Raw genomic sequence first — 18,856 nt, 5'->3', positions numbered from 1 at the left:
TATGAGAGGGGGTTGAGCGTAACACCGGTAGGAGCCTGGGCGGCAGAAGAAGTCGAAGCGAAACGGTTGGGAAAAGAGGCCAGTTTGTGCCCACTTTTGAGGGCGGTAGCCGTAGCTACCGCCGGAAAAATGGGCGCGAAGTGGGACTTTTCTCCAGCCGTTGCAGCCGACGCCCTTCTGCCGCCCAGGTTCCTAGGGTCGGTGAAAGCCCTTTTTGCCACATGCTGCGCTGACACGGCCCGGATGAAAGATTTATTAAAATCAAAACGTCTGTTCTCAAACAGCGGCGCCAAAAGCGTTTGCGGATGGGTCCGCCAGGCCTGTGCTCAGCTTGTTTTGCCCGCCTGGGCAGCGGGTTTTTCACTGTCTATCGTCTCTTTTTCCCCCCTACAAAGGTATTTCCATGAACATCACAAAGATCGTTGGTTTGGCGTTGACTTCCGTGGCCCTGTGCACACCGGTGATTGGCTCGGCGCAAAACAAGGAGCTGGTGGTGGCCTCCAGCGCCACCTACCGCCCGTTTGCTTATGAAACCCCCAGCAAGGAAATCGTGGGTTACGACATCGACATGATCAAGGCCGTGGCACACAAGGCTGGCTTGCAGATCAAGATCGTCAACACCCCCTGGACCGGCATTTTTGCTGCGCTCAACAACGGTGATGTGGATCTGGTGATCTCTGGCGTCACCATCAACGACAAGCGCAAACAGTCTTACGACTTCACCGCCCCCTACTTTGAAGCGCGCCAGCTCATTGCGGTGCCCAGCAACAGCACCGCCAAAGGCCTGAAAGACCTGGCTGGCAAGAAGATTGGTGTGGTCACCGGCAGCACCGCTGACGACATGAGCTCGCGCGAGTTTGGCAAAACCAACCCTGACATCCGCCGTTTTGAGAGCACCCCGGTGGTCATCAGCGAGCTGGTCAACAACGGCCTGGACGCCGCCATGGGTGACAACGGTGTGATCGCCTTCCGCGTGCAAGAGCACAAGGGCCTCAAAACCGTGGCTGACGCCAGCTTCCCCAAGGAATACTTCGGTATTGTGGTGAAACAGGGCAACAAGGCTTTGCTCGACAAGCTCAACGCCGGTCTGGCCGCTGTGAAGGCCGATGGCAGCTACGCCCAGATCTACAAGAAGTGGTTCCAGGCTGAAGCACCTGCGCTGCCCGCGCAATAAACACTGATTCATCCGGTTTATGGATCAAGTTTTATGGTTCGGCTGGTTCCGCGCCGACATCATTGCGGAGTACGCCGAGCTGTTCTGGCATGGCCTGCAGATGACCGTGCTGGTCACGGTGATCTGCATCATCCAGGGCACAGCCCTGGGGCTGGCGATTGGGCTGGCGCGGGTGGCCGATGCGCGCCACGCGCCGCTGCGCCAGCTGTGCCGTTTTGCGCTGCGCTGGCCGTCTACGGTGTACGTGAGTTTCTTCCGTGGCACACCGCTGTTTGTGCAGATTCTGCTGATGCATTTTGCGGTGCTGCCGCTGTTCATCAACCCGGTGGACGGCATCCTGATCGACGGTGATCTGGCCAGAAACCTCAAGCAGAACTACGGTGCGTTCCTGTCCGGTGTGGCGGCTTTGACGCTCAATGCCGGTGCCTACATCTCCGAGATTTTCCGCGCCGGTATCCAGTCCATCGACAAGGGCCAGGTGGAGGCCTCGCGTTCACTGGGCATGAGTTATGGCCGCACGATGTACCACGTGGTGCTGCCGCAGGCGTTTCGGCGCATGTTGCCGCCGCTGGGCAACAACGCGATTTCGCTGCTGAAAGACTCGTCGCTGATCTCGGCGATTGGCCTGGCCGAACTGGCCTACGCTGCCCGCACGGTGGCGGGTGCTTACTCCCGCTACTGGGAGCCGTATCTGACGATTTCTCTGATGTATTGGGTGTTGACCCTGGGCCTGGCCTATGTGGTGAAGAGACTGGAGGCCCGTTATGGACGAGGTGATTCGCGTTAAACAACTGAGCAAAACCTTTGGCAGCCTGGCGGTGTTGCGCGGCATCGACTGCGCCATCCAGGCCAAAGAGGTGGTGTGTGTGATCGGCCCCTCGGGCTCTGGCAAAAGCACGTTTTTGCGCTGCCTCAACGGCCTGGAAGACGCCAGTGGTGGTGAGGTCTGGGTCAATAACGTGGCGGTGCACGAGCCCAAAACCGACATCGACGCCCTGCGCTCCGACATCGGCATGGTGTTCCAGCGCTTTAACCTGTTCCCGCACAAAACGGTGCTGCAAAACATCACGCTGGCGCCGTCCAAGGTGCGCGGCTTGAGTGAGGCCGACGCCAAGGCCCGTGCCGTCGCCCTGCTGGACAAGGTGGGCCTGATCGACAAGATCGACGCCTACCCCAACCAGCTCTCGGGTGGCCAGCAGCAGCGTGTGGCGATTGCCAGGGCGCTGGCGATGCAGCCGCGCATCATGCTGTTTGATGAACCCACCTCGGCACTGGACCCCGAAATGGTGGGTGAAGTACTGGCGGTGATGCAGGCCCTGGCGGACGAGGGCATGACCATGGTGGTGGTCACCCACGAAATGGGTTTTGCGCGCCAGGTGGCAGACCGCGTGATCTTCATCGACGAAGGTGTGATCGTGGAACAGGGCGCGCCTGCCGAGCTGTTTGACCGCCCGGCCGAGGAACGCACCCGCCGTTTCCTGAGCAAGGTGTTGTGATCAAACCCTGGCCGCTGCGGCGGCCAGGCGGCTGTGTTCACAGCGGGGGCGCTGTGGGGGCTTAAGAGTTTGTTAATTTAAGAAACCCACAATGGCCTTTTCGTTTGACGAGCAGACCATGACCCCTACAACCACCACCCATTACGACCCGCTGAGCCGGGCTTTCCACTGGCTTACCGCCATCGCGGTGACCATTGCCTTTGTGCTGGCGCCAGAAGGTTTTGGCCGCCTGATGCGCAACGGTGTTGACCCCGCCACCCTCAGCGGCATCGTCTGGCACGAAACCCTGGGCATGGTGGTGTTTGGTTTGACCGTGCTGCGCCTGTTGTGGGTGGCTGTGCGGCCCGCCGCACCCCAGATCAGCATGGCCAGCTGGATGCATCTGGCGTCCAAAGCGGCGCATCTGGCGCTGTGGGCGCTGATGCTGGCCCTGCCCATCTCTGCCGTGCTGGCGCTGGGCAGCGAAGGCCATCCGCTGACCCTGCTGGGTGGCTTGCGGGTTGATCAAATGCCCCTGATTGCCAACTCGGCTCTGGCCGATCTGGCCGACTGGGGTGAAGTGCATGAAACCCTGGGCGACGCCATCATGTGGCTGGCCGGTATCCATGCCGTGGCGGCGATTTACCACCACGTGATCCTCAAGGACGGCGTGCTCAAAAGCATGTTGCCCCAGCGGGCAGTGCGTTAAACGCGTCCTCAAGTTGCTGAATTAGACGGAGAGGGAGGTGCTTAAACACCCCCCGACCCCTCGCCGCTGTCTGGCTTGGCCACTTCGCGACTGCTGCTGATTGTCAAGGTGGTTTGTGTCAGTGGGTTGACAGTGGATCCAACGAAGCCCGTCTCCGCAGCGTTTCATACAAACCCGAGTGGTTCAGCAACACATCCAGAATGCCGCGCAGCACAATCGGCGAGTTCAGCGCCTGGGTGCTCATGATGGTGTGTGCGTCATACGACTCAATGATGGCGTTTTGCACCTCGGTGTGCAGGTCAGGTGAGTTGGCAAACTGTTCTTTCGAGTTGTTGGCCGCTTGCTGTTGCAGCGTTTTGGACTCGCTGACCTTGCCCAGCAGGGTGCCATTCACATAACGCAGTTGGTCCTGCTCGCTGGTGTCGTTGCCAAACAGGTCATTGAGCTTGCTGATCAGCTCGGCCATGTAGACCTTTTGCTGCTCCTGCACACTGCCGCTACCCGCCTCGGTGATGGGCGCCAACTTGGGTGTTTCGCCCTGCGACAAGGGCAGGGCGCGGCTGCCCTGATCTTTGAGGTGATGGTGCGTCAGCACCACCTTGGACAGGTCGATGCCTTCACGTTCACGGCCAAACTCCAGTAGCGGCAGCAGACGTTTGAAGAAGATAGCGCGTTTCTCAATCCCGGTGTTGCCGTAATCAAAAATCTGCGACAAGAAGGTGTAGAGCCGCAGATACGCCCCCATATCGCCCTTGAACAGCACCAGCGCATCCAGTTCGTCCTGGGCCGCCTTGGTGGCGCTGGCATCGGCATGGGTTTTGGCCGCCGCCAGTGCAGCCTGCGCTGCCTTGTAGCGTTTCATCAGCCGGTCTTGCACCGGCTCCAGCGCCTTGATCAGATCACTCTGTTTGGCGTTGGGGTTCAGTTCCACCGCCACCACACGGTCCACCTCAAAGTCGTCGTAGTGCCCCGCGCCATCCAGCTTGGCGCGCAGGTTAAAGACCAGGTTCGGGTCGGTGGTGGCGCTGAGTTCTGCGGTGGTGTGGTAGGTCTTGAAGGCGGCCAGCACCTCGTCCGGGTCGTTGACAAAGTCCAGCACATAGGTGGTGTCTTTGCCCGGGTGCGCGCGGTTCAGGCGGCTCAGCGTTTGCACCGCCTGGATGCCCGCCAGGCGCTTGTCCACATACATGCCACACAGCAGCGGTTGGTCAAACCCGGTCTGGAATTTGTTGGCCACCAGCAGGATCTGGTACTCATGGCCCTTGAACGCTTCGCGGATGTCGCGGCCCAACAGACGCGGGTTCAGCAGCTTGCTGTTTTCGGTGAAGGGTTCTTCACCAGCGGTTTTGTCATTCACCTCGCCTGAGAACGCCACCAGCGTGCCAATGGCGTAGCCGCGCTCCTTGACGTACTTGCTCACCGCCAGTTGCCAGCGCACCGCCTCCAGGCGGCTGCCCACCACCACCATGGCTTTGGCCTTGCCCTGCAGCAAGGGGGACACAAATTCGCGGAAGTGTTCCACCACCACTTCGACCTTCTGGGCGATGTTGTACGGGTGCAGCCGCACCCAGCCCATGATGCCTTTTAACGCGGCGTTGCGCTCCACCTCGCGCTCGTCCATCTCTTGGCCGTTGTGGGCCAGTTTGAACGCCAGTTTGTAGGGTGTGTAGTTCTGCAACACGTCCAGAATAAAACCTTCCTCAATCGCCTGGCGCATGGAGTACACATGAAACGGCAGCGGCAGGTTGTCGGGCGCCGGTTTGCGGCTGGGGTCGGGCCGGGTGCCAAACAGCTCCAGCGTTTTGTTCTTGGGTGTGGCGGTGAAGGCCACAAAGGTGATGCCACCGTCCTCCGCACGGTTGGCCATCTGGCTGGCCAAAACGGCCTCAAAGCTGACCTCGCCACCGTCGTTGATCTCTTGCAGTTCTTCGGGGCTCAGCACCGCTTTGAGTTTGCTGGCGGCTTCACCGGTTTGGGAGCTGTGCGCCTCGTCGGCAATCACGACAAACCGTTTGCCTTGGGTGGCGGCCAGCTTGCGCACCGCCTCCAGCGCAAACGGAAAGGTCTGGATCGTGCAGACCACAATTTTCTTGTCACCCGACAGCGCCTCGGCCAGCTTGCCACTTTTGCTGCCGTCCTGGTTGGTGATGGTGGCCACCACACCGCTGATGCGCTGAAAGTCAAACAGCGCTTCCTGCAGCTGCGCGTCAATCACATTGCGGTCTGACACCACCAGCACGGTGTCAAACACCTTCTTCTTGGCCGCGTTATGCAACTCGGCCAGAAAGTGCGCGGTCCAGGCAATCGAATTGGTCTTGCCCGAGCCCGCGCTGTGCTGGATCAGATATTTGCTGCCCGGCCCATCGTTGAGCACCGCCGCCTGCAGCTTGCGCGTCACGTCCAGCTGGTGGTAGCGCGGGAAGATGATGGCCTCAATCTGCTTTTTCTTGTCGCGCCGGGCGATCAGGTAGCGGCCCAAAATCTCCAGCCAGCTCTCACGCGCCCAGACCTGTTCCCACAGGTAGGCGGTGCGGTGGCCACCAGCTGGGTTCACCGGGTTACCGGCGGCACCGTCATCCCCCAGGTTAAACGGCAGGAACACCGTGGCCGGGCCAGCCAGCTTGGTGACCATCGCCACCTCTTGGTTGCTCACCGCAAAGTGGATCAAGGCGCCTGAAGGGAATAACAACAAGGGCTCCGCCGCCTGACCCTTGGGCCGCGGCTGGCGGTCAAAGCGGTACTGGTCAATGGCGTCGTTGATGCTCTGGGTGAAGTCGGTTTTGAGTTCCACCGTGGCCACCGGCAGGCCGTTCAAAAACAGCACCAGGTCGATGCTGTTTTCACAGAATAGCGAGTAACGCACCTGGCGCACTACACGCAGCCGGTTGGCCGCATAGCGCGCCAGGATGTCGGGGTTGATGGCCAGCGCCGGTTTGAATTGGGCCAGGGTCAACGGCGCTTTGAGGCCCAGCAACTCCACACCGTGGCGCAGCACATCCAGCGTGCCACGCTGGTCCAGCTGGTCACGCAGGCGGGTGAGCAAGGTGTCTTCGGCCTTGGCGCCGTGGTTTTTGACCAGGGTGTCCCAGGCTTTGGGCTGTGTGGTTTGCACCCAGGCCAGCACATCGGCGGGGAAGAGGGCGCGGTTGCGGTCATAAGCTGCGGCGTCACCCTCAGCGTAGAGCCAGCCGTGGCTGCCCAGGTGTTGGCAAATTTCCGTCTCGAAGCTGATCTCTTTGTGCAGGCTCATAACCGTCCCTGGGTTTGTTTTTATAGGCCAAATCAGCCTCTAGCCCTTTTGATATAAGGGCAAGTAGCTATCAAAATGAATGTTTTTAATACACCGCATCATGGTCGCCCACGTTCACCGGGATGATCTGGCTGTCTTGAATCAACAGCTCCAGCGTGATCCGGTACGACAAGTTGATGGACACCGAATGCAGACCGTCCAGCTTGCCACGCAAAGGGTGCAGCCGCAGCGACGGGTGGGCCGGGTTGGCCTCCAGCACTTGCAGGGTTTTGAGGTATTGCTGGCGCAGGTCGGGGTGGCGTTTTAAGAAACGTGCCGCCCGGCGGTTGTAGTGTTCGGTGAAGACCAGTGCAAAAGGCATCTTGGGCACCGCAGCCGGGTTCACATCGCGTCCAGCCGCGCCAGGTGCGCTTCGGGCGACTCTTGCACCGCGCGCCCTGCCGCCAGGTCGGCGCGCGTCTGGGCCAGCGCGGCGTCCAGCTCACATTCACGCAGGTAGTGGTAATGCGCCATGTCCATCACCACAAACTTGTCTTTGCCACGCACCGACACAATCGCCTCAGGCGCCGTGCTCAGGGCCAGTTCAATGGCTGAAATACCTTTGGTTTTGAGGTCGTTGGCGCTGATGTGGGGCATGGCACGCTCCTAACATGTTGTAAAACGGCCGATAAATCATACGATTGATCACACGGTAAGTCCAATGTTGAAACGTGTCTGGCTGACAAATTTTGAGGAAATTGGCTTCTGGCCCTTATTCAATGAGGGCATACAGCTACATATTACATAGTGACTACACGGCGCTTCGCACATCGATCTGGCCGGTGACGGCGGCGGAGATCAACGCGGTGCGGCGCTCTTGCAGCAGGTCGATGGCGTGTTGGGCTTCGGTGGTGAGAGTGTCGAACTGCGTCGCAGTTTTTTCAATCTCGACCACGATTGCGGCTTGCTCTGCTTTGGTCGGAACGCAGACGGTGAAGTTCATGAACATTGGGCGACGCAAGGAGTCAACAGTAGATTTGGCTCCACCTTCAAGTGCCACTTTGTAAAAGTTTTCGCGGAAGAAGTGGAACAGGTAAGGACCTGAAACATTCTTGAAGTTATTCATCATGTAGACGCGTTGGTGGAAGTCAAATGGGCCGTTGTGATAGTGAAAGACCTTCCCAACGCCAACGCCATCACCCGCAGTGAGGATCGCTTCGCAATCGAAAGACATTGAATTAATTCGTTCGACCGTTTGGGAACGGACGAAGAACGGATATATACCGTTATCCACTGCATTCTCAGTATCTTTATCGCCCGTCTGAATCTCACAAAGAAACTTGAGTTTTAGCACCTCCCAATGCTCCGGCACATCCCCCAGCCATTCGATGCCGGACGGCTTCATTGGGGCTTCGGGGTTGAGGCCTCGGGTGACGGCGTGGGAGATGACGGCCTGACGCTTTTCTTTCAGTAGCTCCATCAACCGCCGCTGCTCTGTCACCAGCGCATCAATCTTCGCGGTTTCGCGGTCCAGGAAGGCGGCGATTTGGCTTTGTTCGGACAGGGGCGGGCGGGTAATGAGAAAGCTGCGGAAGTCCTCTTGCGATAGGTTTTGCATGCTTGAGCTTGTGCCAGCACAGACAACTTGAACTTGCGCACGATAGGACGGTGTCCGGGTCCAATAGTGGACATATCGGGGGTCTGAGTCTCGAAAGTGGACTTGCCACAACCTATCCGGCAAGAATAGATGTGGCTGGCTCAGGCGAACCAAACCAGCTGCACCGACCAGATCGGGCGTGTTCATTCGGCTAACAATCAGCGTGTTAGCGGTCACGGGACAAGCCAGTCGGTCGTACTCATTCTGCACAACGGCCTTGTTCTCTGAGGCGTCAAAATCGCCGTGATAAACACAACTTGTCTTGAGAACACCTGATTCATCTGCTGTGGCAGGTGTATCAACTGCGTTGACACTCACGCCGGATTCAATTTGGTCAATGATCGTTTTCAAAGGAACAGATGCCCAATGCCCCGGCACCTCCCCCAACCATTCCACACCACTGTCCTTGTAGGCCGGATACCGCGGAAAACTCATAAGTCCTCTCCGGCATCGGCTGCGTCGCCCGCATCCTGCAGGTAAAACTCATGTAATTTGCTTTGCAGCAGGGCCTTGTCGGGCAGTTGCGTGGCGTAGGCGGCAATGAGTGCGGGTGATGCGGTGCGGCTTAGGGCGTATTCGACGACCTCGTCGTCTTTGCTGGCGCACAGCAGCACACCGATGGCCGGGTTTTCATGCGGCTTTTTGGCGTCGCGGTCCAAGGCCTCCAGATAAAACGATAACTTGCCAAGGTATTCGGGCTCAAAACGCCCCACCTTGAGTTCAATCGCCACCAGGCAGTTCAGACCACGGTGAAAGAACAGCAGGTCCAGCGCAAAATCACGCCCACCCACTTGCACCGGGAACTCCGAGCCGACAAAACAAAAGTCGCGGCCCAGTTCGATCAAGAAGCCCTTGAGTTTGGCCAGCAAACCCTGGTGCAGGTCGCGTTCGCTGTGGCCCTCGGGTAGGCCCAGAAATTCGACCATGTAAGCGTCTTTGAAGACTTGCAGCGCCTGCGGATGGCTTTGTCTCACCACTGGTGAGACTTTTGCGGGGCTGAGCACCACGCGTTCAAACAAAGCGGCTTTGAGCTGACGCTCCAGTTCGCGCTTGCTCCAGTTTTCCTGCAAGGCCATGCGCAGGTAAAACTCACGTTCTTCTGGGCGTTTGCTCTGGCTGAGGATGATGAGGTTGTGCGTCCACGGTAGTTGTCTCAGCAGCGCCGAGATTTTTGTTTCGCCCTGGTAGGTCTCAAAAAACTGCCGCATGCGGAACAGGTTGGGGCGGGTGAAGCCGCGCAGTCCGGGCTGGGTGTGGGCGATATAGGCCGCCAACTGGTCCACCACGCCGTCGCCCCACTCGGCGGCGGCGATCTTGCGGCTGATGTGTTCACCAATCTGCCAGTACAGGTCAATCAGTGTGGTGTTGACGGCCTGGTAGGCCCGCCCGCGGGCAGCCTGGATCAGCGCGATGACGGGCGCAAAACCGTCTTCGGGTGTTGTGCTGGGCAGATTGTTCATGCGCTGAGTCCTTGGATCATGCTCAGGATGCGGTCAGTCACCCCTTTTAACTCCGCATCAATCTCGGCCAACGGGCGTGGTGGTTTGAACACGTAAAAGTGCCGGTTGAACGGGATCTCGTAACCCACCTTGGTTTTGTCGGTGTCGATCCAGGCGTCTGGCGCGTGTGGCAAGACCTCGCGCTTGAAATACTCACCAATGTCCTGGCTCAGCGGCACGTTTTCGGTGTCGCGCAGGCTGGCATCCGCCACCGGTTTGCCTTTGTTTTTGCCTTTGCTGCCCAGCACCACTTGGCCCTGTGCATCACGCTCGGGCCGCTCGACGGTGATGGTGTGGTAACCAAAGGCGTCGTTGTCAAAAATGCGGCTGATCGGCACCGGGCTGCCGTCCACCGTGCGGCTGACTTCCTGGAAGTCACCAAACAGGCGGGTGATGTCCTCGATGTGTTCGGGGCTGAGTTCTTTGCGTTTGGAGCCCAGGCTTTTGCGCATCTTCTGCCAGAAGCTGCTGGCGTCTATCAGCTGCACCTTGCCTTTGCGTGCGGCGGGTTTGCGGTTGCTGACGATCCAGACATAGGTGCTGATGCCGGTGTTGTAGAACATGTCGGTGGGCAGGGCGATGATGGCCTCCACCAGGTCGCTCTCCAGCACGTAGCGGCGGATTTCACTCTCGCCACTGCCGGCGCCGCCGGTGAACAGCGGCGAGCCGTTGAGCACAATGCCAAAACGGCTGCCACCGTCTTTGGCGGGGCGCATCTTGGCGATCAGGTGCAGCAAAAACAGGAGCGAGCCGTCGCTCACACGCGGCAGGCCGGGGCCAAAACGGCCGTGGTCACCCATGGTTTCGGCTTCTTTGCGGATCAGCACCTCGATTTTTTTCCACTCGACACCAAAAGGCGGGTTGCTCAGGGCGTAGTCAAAGACCTTGCCGGGCAGGCCGTCGTTGGACAAGGTGTTGCCAAAGATGATGTTGGCAATGTCCTGGCCTTTGATCAGCATGTCGGCCTTGCAGATGGCGTAAGACTCGGGGTTGAGTTCCTGGCCGTACATCACCAAGCGTGCATCGGGGTTGAGTTGGCCCAAGTGTTCACCGGCTACGCTGAGCATGCCGCCGGTGCCCGCCGTGGGGTCGTACAGGCTGCGCACCACGCCGGGTTTGGTCAGGGCCTGGTCGTCTTCGATGAACAGCAGGTTGACCATCAGGCGGATGACCTCACGCGGGGTGAAGTGTTCACCGGCGGTCTCGTTGGAGAGTTCGGCAAACTTGCGGATCAGTTCCTCAAACACCGCGCCCATTTCGGCATTGCTGACGTTGTTGGGGTGCAGGTCGATGGTGGCGAATTTCTCGGTGACCATGTAGAGCAGGCCAGACTTGGCCAGCTTGTCGATCTGCGTGTGGAACTCAAAACTCTCAAAAATGTCACGCACCGCCGGGCTGAAGGCCTGCAGGTAGGCGCGCAGGTTTTCACCAATGTGGTCGGGGTCCCCCATGAGCTTTTTGAGGTCAAGGTCCGAGGTGTTGTAGAAGTAGGTGTTTGTCACCCGCAGCAAAAACGGCTCGGGGTTCAGGCCCGCTTTTTCGCGCCGTGCTTTCTCAGTCAGGACATCGGCCTTGGTGGGGTCCAGCACACAGTCCAGGCGGCGCAACACGGTGAAAGGCAGGATGACCTTGCCGTATTCGGATTGTTTGTAATCACCACGCAGCAGGTCGGCAACCGACCAGATGAAGGAAGACAGGTTGGTGTTCTGGGTGGCCATGGTGCGAGTGTTGCCTTCTATCCGGTTGACCTTGAGCTCATCGTTGCAGCATCAGTGAGAGTGTCAGCCAAAAAAAATCCGCTACGGGTGAGGTAGCGGATTTTTTGATTTGTATGGTGCCGGAGAGATGCGTTTGTGCATCAAACTGGTTCACCTAAGTTGTTGATTTGTAAGGTCCTGCCGCTGAGTCAGGGGTTGAAATTACCACAGACTTTACCACGGGCATAGGGCGCTTTCTGGCCTGAGCATTCCCTCGATTCAAGGGCGTGACCTCAGAACACCCCTTCCGTGGTCAATGTACGCGCCGGGGCACTGTCCCCTGCCTGTAGGGTGAAGGTCTTTCCAGATGCATCGAAAGTGGCAAGGCGGTACTGATGCTGGCAGGCAATTTCATTCATTGAAGCGTCAGGCCCAACAAGCAGCAATTGGCAATGTCCCGTCAGTTCTACAGGGCGTGAGTGCCTATACAAATTGAGTTGACGCACCAGATTGCCCACTGTCGGCCATGCTCCCTTGACCTCAATGAGTGCGTGGCGCTGCACCACATTGCGCCTCCAAGAGTACTCCCCCCTTGTCGTTGCATACAACTCAGGCCATTTGACAAGCTGATAGGAAATGCCGATGTCACAGAATCCGATGATTCGTGATGACCGCTCGGAGGCCCACAGCATGGGAACCTCCAACTGTTTCGATGACATACGGACCGGAGATGCTCTTTCCCATGTGGGGGTTATCCCGGTCTTTTCGACCGCTGCGTCGTAACTGATGACCTTAAATAGGCCTTGATCCGAGAACACGTTAAATTCAGACTCTGTAGTGAATGGGGAAAGTTTTTCCAAACCATGCAACTCCTCCAGCAACCTGAGCAATGTCCCATCATCACCAAAGAGTGTCGTTAGGATTCTGTCGTGGTCTGGTTTGTCAACCTCAAGGTCGAACATGTCCCGTATCTGTGGGTCGATTTTCTGCCGTGCGCTCCCCGCCATGGTCAAACTCCCTAAGTAGTCATCAAGTGGTGCCTCGGGCTTGAGTCTAGGCCAATATTTGGCGCAAATTTGTCTCAGGTCATCCAATGAACACAGGCGCGGTCTTCCCCCCGTGCCGGGTGCCTTCCTGCCATCAGCCGGGCACCTTGCGGGCTGCCTTGGTTGGGCCATGGTTGCTGCCCGGCGGAGGGCTGTCCGGGCCGCTGAACTGTGCAGGCTGTCCACACCTTGGAAGCTCCCCGTTTTTGTAGGCTTGAACGGGCGGGACATTGCTATTGATAGCGCAGCAACGACACGTTACCACAGCTTGTCCATTGGGGTTTTTTGTGCTGGTGTGCCCCCTGTTTTCAGGGCATAGTTCGGGCCTTCTAAATCACTCAAGGACCACCTGATGAACACCATTCAACGCACCTTTGCCTCTATCCCTTACAGCATCGCTTCCCGGTTGGATGCATGGGCTGTGTGGGCTGCAAAGCACCTGCCGATTGATGGTGCGGGTGTTGTCTATTGGCGTGATGGGCCATGGGGTGTTCGGTTCGGGAAGCAGGGCACCAGCAGGTTCCTTCAGGTGGGCGGCTATGAGGTCTGTATTGACTTCAGGACACCGGGCAAGGCGCTGGTGTCAGCCAGCTAGAACGATGGCATGGCGGGCTGCTGGTGACCTCTCAGGACCATGCTTGCAGCACCGCTGCCATTTTCACAGGGTCATCCTTGATACGGTAGACCGTGGCCCGTGGGATGTGCAACTCCTTGGATATAGCCGAGGGGGTCCGCCCCATGGAAAGCATCTCTTCTGCCTGTTTGAACTGCTCTTCTGTGAATGTCGGCTTCCTGCCCCGGTACTTGGTGGCAGCGTCCTTGCTCTCAAGGGCTGACTTGATGCCAGCCTTCTGGGCCTCCTTCGTGGCTTCTGCTTGAGCCTGTGCAGTTGCTGCCATGAACCCTATCAAAGCGTCCCGCACTGCCTTCTGTATTGGGTCTGTGGTGCTGCCGTCAAAGGTCATGCCATTGATGATGGTACGAACCACCACACCGCGCCCCATCAGCGTTCTAATGGTCTCGGTAACGTCCTCATAGTTGCGCCCCAGTCGGTCCACCCAGCGGACCACCAGCGTGTCACCCTTGCGTAACTTGTTCAGCAGCAAGCTTCCGCCCTTGCGGTCCTGTAAGCGGGTACTGACACCAGACACCCCATCATCGTGTATGACTTCATCAAATACATAGCCAGCGGCTTCTGCCTGGGCTTGCTGGTGAATGATGTTTTGGTCTGTGGTACTGACGCGGGCATATAGAAAGGTTTGCATGGAATGTGTCCTTAGAGGTTATGTCCGCATGATAAGTGTCCGCAGATAGAAAAACAAGCCCTGTGGACGCTTTTTCGCTGGCTTGTTGTCTGTTCGCACAGGTATACCCTGAGGACACCCTCAGTTTTCACATTCGCCCCCGGCATGAACCTCCGCGCTGTCACCAAGGACAACGAGCCATGGTTTGTTGCCGTGGACATCTGCCGCGCTCTCGACATGGACACAGCTAAGGGCACAACCCGCTGGCTTGCGGGCCTCGACGCTGACGAAAAGCAGACCCTCAGAAATTCTGAGGGGGGCCGGGTGGCTCCGTACATGGCCTATGTCAATGAGTCGGGCCTCTACTCGCTCATCCTCAAGTCCCGCAAGCCCGAAGCCAAGGCGTGCAAGAAGTGGGTCACCAGTGTGGTCCTTCCTGCTATCCGCCCCCTCCACCACCGGCCCCCTGACGATGACCAGCCGGGACATCGCTGAGTACACAGGCAAGGACCACAAGCACGTCCTGGCCGACATTCGCAACATGCTTGATCAGCTCGGCCTGACATCGGCCGACTTTTCGGCCAATCTTCCAGACACCTATGGCCGACCCCAGCCGGGCTTCCGCCTCCCCAAGGACCTGACCATCACCCTTGTGTCTGGCTACTCGGTGCCCATGCGGCACGCCATCGTGACCCGGTGGCAGGAACTGGAGGCCCAGCAGGCCCCGGCCCGTTGGTCTCAGGTGTGGATGTCAAATCAGATAGCAGCCTTGCAAGCACCCAATGGGGTCTGGGGCTGATTCTGTCGTTGAAATTGGGTTGATTTTGGGCGTTTTATGCGCCTAGTCCCCGACCATCGGTAAGAGGAACATTTTTCCCGCTGATTCTGCGCAGCCATCACACCTGAATCGCTCAGTAAGTGCTTGATTTGCAAAAGGAAGCACACCCCCGCCGGGCAATTCTGCGGTCTAAACCCTGACCATCGCTACCACAGCCCCCCCCCAACCCTTAAGTTGTCCTGGCATTGGCCTTGTGGTGGCTGTCCCTCGCTCAGTTCTGAGCCGTCTCAATCAAACCCACTCAAGGAAGAACCCCGCCATGTCTCGCATTTCACTTGCTGCTGACCGTATCAAGCTCGAAGCCCTCCAGGGGTTAACTGGCAGGGCACCCGCTAGGGCTGCTGGGCTGAGTGTCTTCAATGGTCACCACTGCACCGCTCGTGGTCATGGTCGTGTTCGGACGATGGCCGGGAGCCACTGCCTTGACTGTGTTGAAGCAGCCGACAGCATCAAGAAGAAGGCACAAGCAGAGGGCCGGGAAGCTGCCCTCAAGGAAGCCCTGGCCGAACTGGCACGGGAACAGAAGGCAGCAGAGAAGGCCCGACTCAAGGAAGAAGCCGCAGCCCTCAAGGCCCAGCAGAAGGCCGACAGACTAAAGGAAGCAAAGGCCATAAAGCGGGCCGCAGCGCGTGCAGAACGACAGGCAACCCAAGCCCCTCAAGTTGCACCTGTCGAGCCAGTGGGGACCATCCTGTGCGTTCCTGAAGATGAGGACGAGGGTCTGTTGCCATGGGAGTGACACCCTCAGCGCCAGCCGTTCGCCTCTCGCGTGAAGAGGTGGCAGCCAAGTACGGGCCGAAGGTAGACCAGAACTGGACACCGGAGATAGAAGAGGCGTTCTTTCAGTCCTTGCCTACGACACCACCCCCGGTGAGGATGTCACCCGCCAAGCGGCATTTGCTCAGGGAGTTTGCCTGTGCCACCTTGGGAGCCAAACGAGTATCTGAGAAGTACCTTGACACTTTGGGGTCAGTCCTGCATTCCTTCGCAGTGGCGGACAGGGCCGGGGGCGAGGTGGTGCTGTCGCAGAGGTCAGCCCAGCATGGGGAACCCCAAACCATCCGGACCATACAGGGCCAGATGGTTGACGCTGGGTTATTGGTCAAAGAGGTACGCAGCCAAGGGCATGGCTTTGTTGGTTCTGTGTTTGTGTATTCACCCCGTAGGCACAGCAAGGCCACTTGGGATGACCTCAACGCGGCCTGTAGGGCTGCTGAACAGGACGGCGTGAGCCTGTGGCCGCTCCCTGCGAACATCAGGCCAGGGGATGTGCCCTATTGAGGGTTCCTTAGTAACTCACTTATAGGGTGCACCTTAAGGGGGCCTCGTTATGTTGTTGTGCTGGTCCTGTGACCGCTGGACAACCATGGGGAACACGTAAGGCCAGATTCAAGGCGACCCGCTGCACACCACTGATTCAGGGGGAGGTCAGCGAGTTGTCTTGAAGACTCCCTTACCGAACCTTGAGCAGTACAACAACAGAGATGAAACCCCAAGGCAAAGAGGTCTACCACCGCTGGCACAGCCCTACTCAGTGGCAGCAGGGGCACCGACTGGGCTACTGTTCAAAATGAACAGCACAGTGAACAGATGAAGGGTTCGACCCCCTGCAAACCCGCGTGAATCCTCACTTCTTGACCCGCTGGGGTGAGGTTGCCCCCTAAATGGGGTCGAGGGTGGATTATTCCTGTGCGTGGGTCGGAGCATCTGTTTTTTCGCTGTGCTGCAATGCTTTGGTCAACCATTCAGACCAAACTGGAAAATGCTTCCAGTCTCCATAGCCGTCCCCCGTGTCCTTGGTGCCGTGACCTGTGATTTCATCACTGATGTCCTTGGGGCACTGTACGGCCCTAAGCAAGTCCTTCATTGTGTGGCGCAGTTCGTGGCAGGTATGGGGCAGGGGCAAGCGCTTGAGCCAGCCATTCAAGGCACCCGATGCGCTGGTCGCCCGGCATTCAGTGCCGTTCGTGTATTGCGGGAAGGCGAACGCTTGACCATTCACAGCTGCCCCTTTGATGCGCTGGGCTGCCCACAATGCAACGCCAATCAAGGGAACGGTTCTGTCTTTCTTCCCCCGGATACCGTTGGCGCCCTTGATGTCTCGCCACGGGTGCACCTGAAAGACGACATGGGGGTATACATGGTCAAGGTGAATGTCTTCCAAGGGCAGGCCCACCACTTCAGCCAGTCGCGCACCAGTCCCCAGCAGCAGCGCCAGTATCCAGCGCATGGGGTCATCCTGTGCCCTACAGGCTATCTCAAGGGTCGCCAGTTCGGGGCGCGTGAAGGAGTGCCTCCTTATGGCATCGTGTCCCTCTCTGGGGATTGGCAGCTCAGCGAACGGGTTTGGTGTAGCGAGGTCGTTCTCTTTGATGTACGTGGCGAACACTGCGGACATTGCCCCCATGAGGCGTCGAACTGTGGTTGTTTTCGCAGTGAGTAAGGCCGCGTTCATGTAGGCCCGAGCATCGGCCCGCTTGAACTCGCTTATTGGCTTGTCACCAGTGACAGCCACCAACGCAGCAAAGGCCCGGCGCTGATAGGTCACAAATTTGGCGTTGTCCAGCTTGGGGTGTATCTTCAGATGAAGTTCAAGGGCATCAGTCAGGGTGTCCCGCTGCTTGCCTGTCAGGGCCTTGAAGGCTGCGGCTTCCACAGGTGGCAGGAAGTCGGAAAGCTCGGCGTTTTCGTACTTGTCTTCATCATTCCCGGAGTGCCGCCAGCGCTTGTTTTCCACGCTGTCAAAGAAGGCCTCTGATGCTGGTGAATCTGTGTCGCCGGGGGTGAGTCCCCATTCCTTCAAGAAGGCCGCTGTGTGGACCTTAAGGGCCTGTGGGGACGACTCAGGGGCAGCACGTAGGCCAGCCCATTCAGCTTCATAGTGCCTGTTCCACGCCTCAACCATCGGGGCAGCTTTGGCGATGTCGGAGGTCTTCAGGTCGTGATGGTGCGTCTTGCTGTGGTAGCGGTCCCGCAAGTCGCTGGGAACTCCCCGCTGATAGACGATGCTGCTATTGGGGTCTTTGGGGTCACGGCGGTGGGCGTGTTTCAATTTCACTAGAAGGGGTCCGAAGGTCATCCGCATGGGCGTTTACCACAGTTTTTACCACAACTGGGGACCTTAGGATGCCCGCAAACCCACTGTTTATGCGGGTTGCGGGACTTTTAGATGGTGCCGGAGAGATGAATCGAACACCCGACCTTCTCATTACGAATGAGCTGCTCTACCGACTGAGCTACACCGGCTTGGTAAGCCAGCGATTATAACCAGCCGCTCAGGCCTCGGCGTGGTAGCTGATCAGGCGGTTGATCTCGTTTTTGGAGCCCATGAACACCGCCACACGCTGATGCAGCGCGGTGGCGGGGATGTCCAGAATGCGGCGTTGGCCGTCGGTGGCAACACCACCGGCCTGTTCGATCAGCCAGCTCATCGGGTTGGCCTCGTACATCAGGCGCAGCTTGCCCGGCTTCTCGGGTTCACGTTTGTCCCAGGGGTACAAAAAGACGCCGCCACGGGTCAGGATGCGGTGCACATCGGCCACCATGCTGCCCACCCAGCGCATGTTGAAGTCTTTGCCGCGTGGGCCGTCCACACCTTGCAGGCACTCGTCGATGTAACGTGTGACCGGTGGCGCCCAGTGGCGCTGGTTGCTCATGTTGACGGCAAATTCCTTGGTGTCTTCGGGGATGCGCAGGTCTTCCTGCGTCAGCAAGAAGGAGCCTTGTTCGCGGTCCAGCGTGAACAGCGCCACACCGTCACCCACGGTCAGCACCAGGGTGGTTTGGGGGCCGTAGACGCAGTAACCGGCGGCCACCTGTTGGGTGCCGCCTTGCAAAAAGTCCTGCTCGGACACGGCCGCACCATCGCGTTTTTTGAGCACGCTGAAGATGGTGCCGATGCTCACGTTCACATCGATGTTGCTGGAGCCGTCCAGCGGGTCAAACAGCAGCAGGTATTCACCCTGCGGGTAACGGTTGGGCACCACGTGGATGCCTTCCATTTCCTCGCTGGCCATGGCCGCCAGGTGGCCACCCCATTCGTTGGCCTCGATCAGCACCTCGTTGGCGATGATGTCGAGCTTCTTCTGGATTTCACCCTGCACATTGGCGCTGTCGGCGCTGCCCATCACATCACCGAGGGCGCCCTTGTTGACCGCCTGGCTGATGCGCTTGCAGGCGCGCGCCACCACCTCCAGCAGGAGCCGCAGCTCGGGCGAGATGTGGCCGTTGAGGCGCTGTTTCTCCACCAGATAACGCGTGAGGTAGGTTTTTTTGGTCATGAAGGGCT

At 58.5% G+C, this 18,856-nt stretch carries 18 protein-coding genes and 1 tRNA gene; 8 read left to right on the top strand and 11 right to left on the bottom strand.

Annotation, left to right across the window (positions count from 1 at the left end):
- Positions 1-403: 403 nt before the first annotated feature.
- The 4 genes from RF819_RS18685 (at position 404) to RF819_RS18670 (ending at position 3,358) form a co-directional block, all read left to right on the top strand.
- Positions 404-1,174: a basic amino acid ABC transporter substrate-binding protein gene (locus RF819_RS18685; RefSeq protein ID WP_078366347.1), complete on the top strand. Its 771-nt coding sequence runs from the start codon at positions 404-406 to the stop codon at positions 1,172-1,174.
- Between the two features lie 19 nt (positions 1,175-1,193).
- Positions 1,194-1,961, top strand: a complete 768-nt coding sequence (locus tag RF819_RS18680; RefSeq protein WP_078366346.1) for an amino acid ABC transporter permease — start codon at positions 1,194-1,196, stop codon at positions 1,959-1,961.
- Entirely contained in the window at positions 1,939-2,670 is a 732-nt protein-coding gene (locus tag RF819_RS18675; RefSeq protein WP_207160792.1) for an amino acid ABC transporter ATP-binding protein, read from the top strand. Before RF819_RS18680 ends, RF819_RS18675 begins: the two co-directional genes overlap by 23 nt.
- 118 nt (positions 2,671-2,788) lie before the next feature.
- The gene (locus tag RF819_RS18670) at positions 2,789-3,358 is read left to right on the top strand and encodes a cytochrome b (protein WP_078367064.1); all 570 of its coding nucleotides are present in this window, start codon (positions 2,789-2,791) and stop codon (positions 3,356-3,358) included.
- Positions 3,359-3,476: 118 nt separating this feature from the next.
- Here the strand turns inward: RF819_RS18670 and RF819_RS18665 are convergent, their stop codons facing one another.
- From RF819_RS18665 to RF819_RS18635, 7 genes are all read right to left on the bottom strand, one after another.
- Positions 3,477-6,608: a type I restriction endonuclease subunit R gene (locus RF819_RS18665; RefSeq protein ID WP_078366345.1), complete on the bottom strand. Its 3,132-nt coding sequence runs from the start codon at positions 6,606-6,608 to the stop codon at positions 3,477-3,479.
- A gap of 85 nt (positions 6,609-6,693) precedes the next feature.
- Positions 6,694-6,969 (bottom strand): type II toxin-antitoxin system RelE/ParE family toxin, encoded by a 276-nt coding sequence (locus tag RF819_RS18660; RefSeq protein WP_078367063.1) that lies wholly within the window; start codon positions 6,967-6,969, stop codon positions 6,694-6,696.
- A gap of 20 nt (positions 6,970-6,989) precedes the next feature.
- Entirely contained in the window at positions 6,990-7,244 is a 255-nt protein-coding gene (locus RF819_RS18655; RefSeq protein ID WP_078366344.1) for a prevent-host-death protein, read from the bottom strand.
- A gap of 154 nt (positions 7,245-7,398) precedes the next feature.
- Entirely contained in the window at positions 7,399-8,679 is a 1,281-nt protein-coding gene (locus RF819_RS18650) for a restriction endonuclease subunit S (RefSeq protein ID WP_078366343.1), read from the bottom strand.
- Positions 8,676-9,704 carry a PDDEXK nuclease domain-containing protein gene (locus tag RF819_RS18645; protein ID WP_078366342.1) on the bottom strand — a complete coding sequence of 343 codons (1,029 nt, stop codon included), beginning with the start codon at positions 9,702-9,704 and terminating at the stop codon, positions 8,676-8,678. The genes RF819_RS18650 and RF819_RS18645 overlap by 4 nt, the downstream gene beginning before the upstream one ends.
- Entirely contained in the window at positions 9,701-11,461 is a 1,761-nt protein-coding gene (locus RF819_RS18640; RefSeq protein WP_078366341.1) for a type I restriction-modification system subunit M, read from the bottom strand. Before RF819_RS18640 ends, RF819_RS18645 begins: the two co-directional genes overlap by 4 nt.
- A 272-nt stretch (positions 11,462-11,733) precedes the next feature.
- Complete coding sequence (locus RF819_RS18635; protein WP_078366340.1) at positions 11,734-12,447, bottom strand: hypothetical protein; 714 nt, start codon at positions 12,445-12,447, stop codon at positions 11,734-11,736.
- A gap of 391 nt (positions 12,448-12,838) precedes the next feature.
- Here RF819_RS18635 and RF819_RS18630 point away from each other — a divergent pair, with 391 nt between their 5' ends.
- Positions 12,839-13,081: a hypothetical protein gene (locus tag RF819_RS18630; protein WP_078366339.1), complete on the top strand. Its 243-nt coding sequence runs from the start codon at positions 12,839-12,841 to the stop codon at positions 13,079-13,081.
- Between the two features lie 31 nt (positions 13,082-13,112).
- On the opposite strand, the gene RF819_RS18625 is transcribed toward RF819_RS18630, so the two are convergent.
- The gene (locus tag RF819_RS18625) at positions 13,113-13,751 is read right to left on the bottom strand and encodes a recombinase family protein (RefSeq protein WP_078366338.1); all 639 of its coding nucleotides are present in this window, start codon (positions 13,749-13,751) and stop codon (positions 13,113-13,115) included.
- A 144-nt stretch (positions 13,752-13,895) separates the two neighbouring features.
- On the opposite strand from RF819_RS18625, the gene RF819_RS18620 reads away from it, so the two are divergent.
- From RF819_RS18620 to RF819_RS18610, 3 genes are all read left to right on the top strand, one after another.
- Positions 13,896-14,225, top strand: a complete 330-nt coding sequence (locus RF819_RS18620; RefSeq protein ID WP_078366337.1) for a BRO-N domain-containing protein — start codon at positions 13,896-13,898, stop codon at positions 14,223-14,225.
- Positions 14,203-14,529 (top strand): Rha family transcriptional regulator, encoded by a 327-nt coding sequence (locus tag RF819_RS18615; protein WP_158081315.1) that lies wholly within the window; start codon positions 14,203-14,205, stop codon positions 14,527-14,529. Before RF819_RS18620 ends, RF819_RS18615 begins: the two co-directional genes overlap by 23 nt.
- Before the next feature lie 298 nt (positions 14,530-14,827).
- Positions 14,828-15,307 carry a hypothetical protein gene (locus RF819_RS18610; RefSeq protein WP_143541767.1) on the top strand — a complete coding sequence of 160 codons (480 nt, stop codon included), beginning with the start codon at positions 14,828-14,830 and terminating at the stop codon, positions 15,305-15,307.
- 942 nt (positions 15,308-16,249) lie between these two features.
- On the opposite strand, the gene RF819_RS18600 is transcribed toward RF819_RS18610, so the two are convergent.
- The 3 genes from RF819_RS18600 to RF819_RS18590 all read right to left on the bottom strand — a co-directional run bounded on the left by RF819_RS18600 (position 16,250) and on the right by RF819_RS18590 (position 18,848).
- A complete protein-coding gene (locus RF819_RS18600; RefSeq protein WP_158081314.1) occupies positions 16,250-17,626 on the bottom strand; it encodes a DUF6538 domain-containing protein in 1,377 nt (458 codons plus the stop codon).
- Between the two features lie 112 nt (positions 17,627-17,738).
- Positions 17,739-17,814: transfer RNA gene (locus RF819_RS18595), tRNA-Thr, on the bottom strand.
- 29 nt (positions 17,815-17,843) lie between these two features.
- The gene (locus RF819_RS18590; protein ID WP_078366332.1) at positions 17,844-18,848 is read right to left on the bottom strand and encodes a class 1 fructose-bisphosphatase; all 1,005 of its coding nucleotides are present in this window, start codon (positions 18,846-18,848) and stop codon (positions 17,844-17,846) included.
- Between the last annotated feature and the right edge of the window lie 8 nt (positions 18,849-18,856).

Source organism: Rhodoferax fermentans, from assembly GCF_002017865.1.
Lineage (GTDB): Bacteria > Pseudomonadota > Gammaproteobacteria > Burkholderiales > Burkholderiaceae_C > Rhodoferax > Rhodoferax fermentans.
This window is presented reverse-complemented; position numbering and strand designations above follow the sequence as displayed.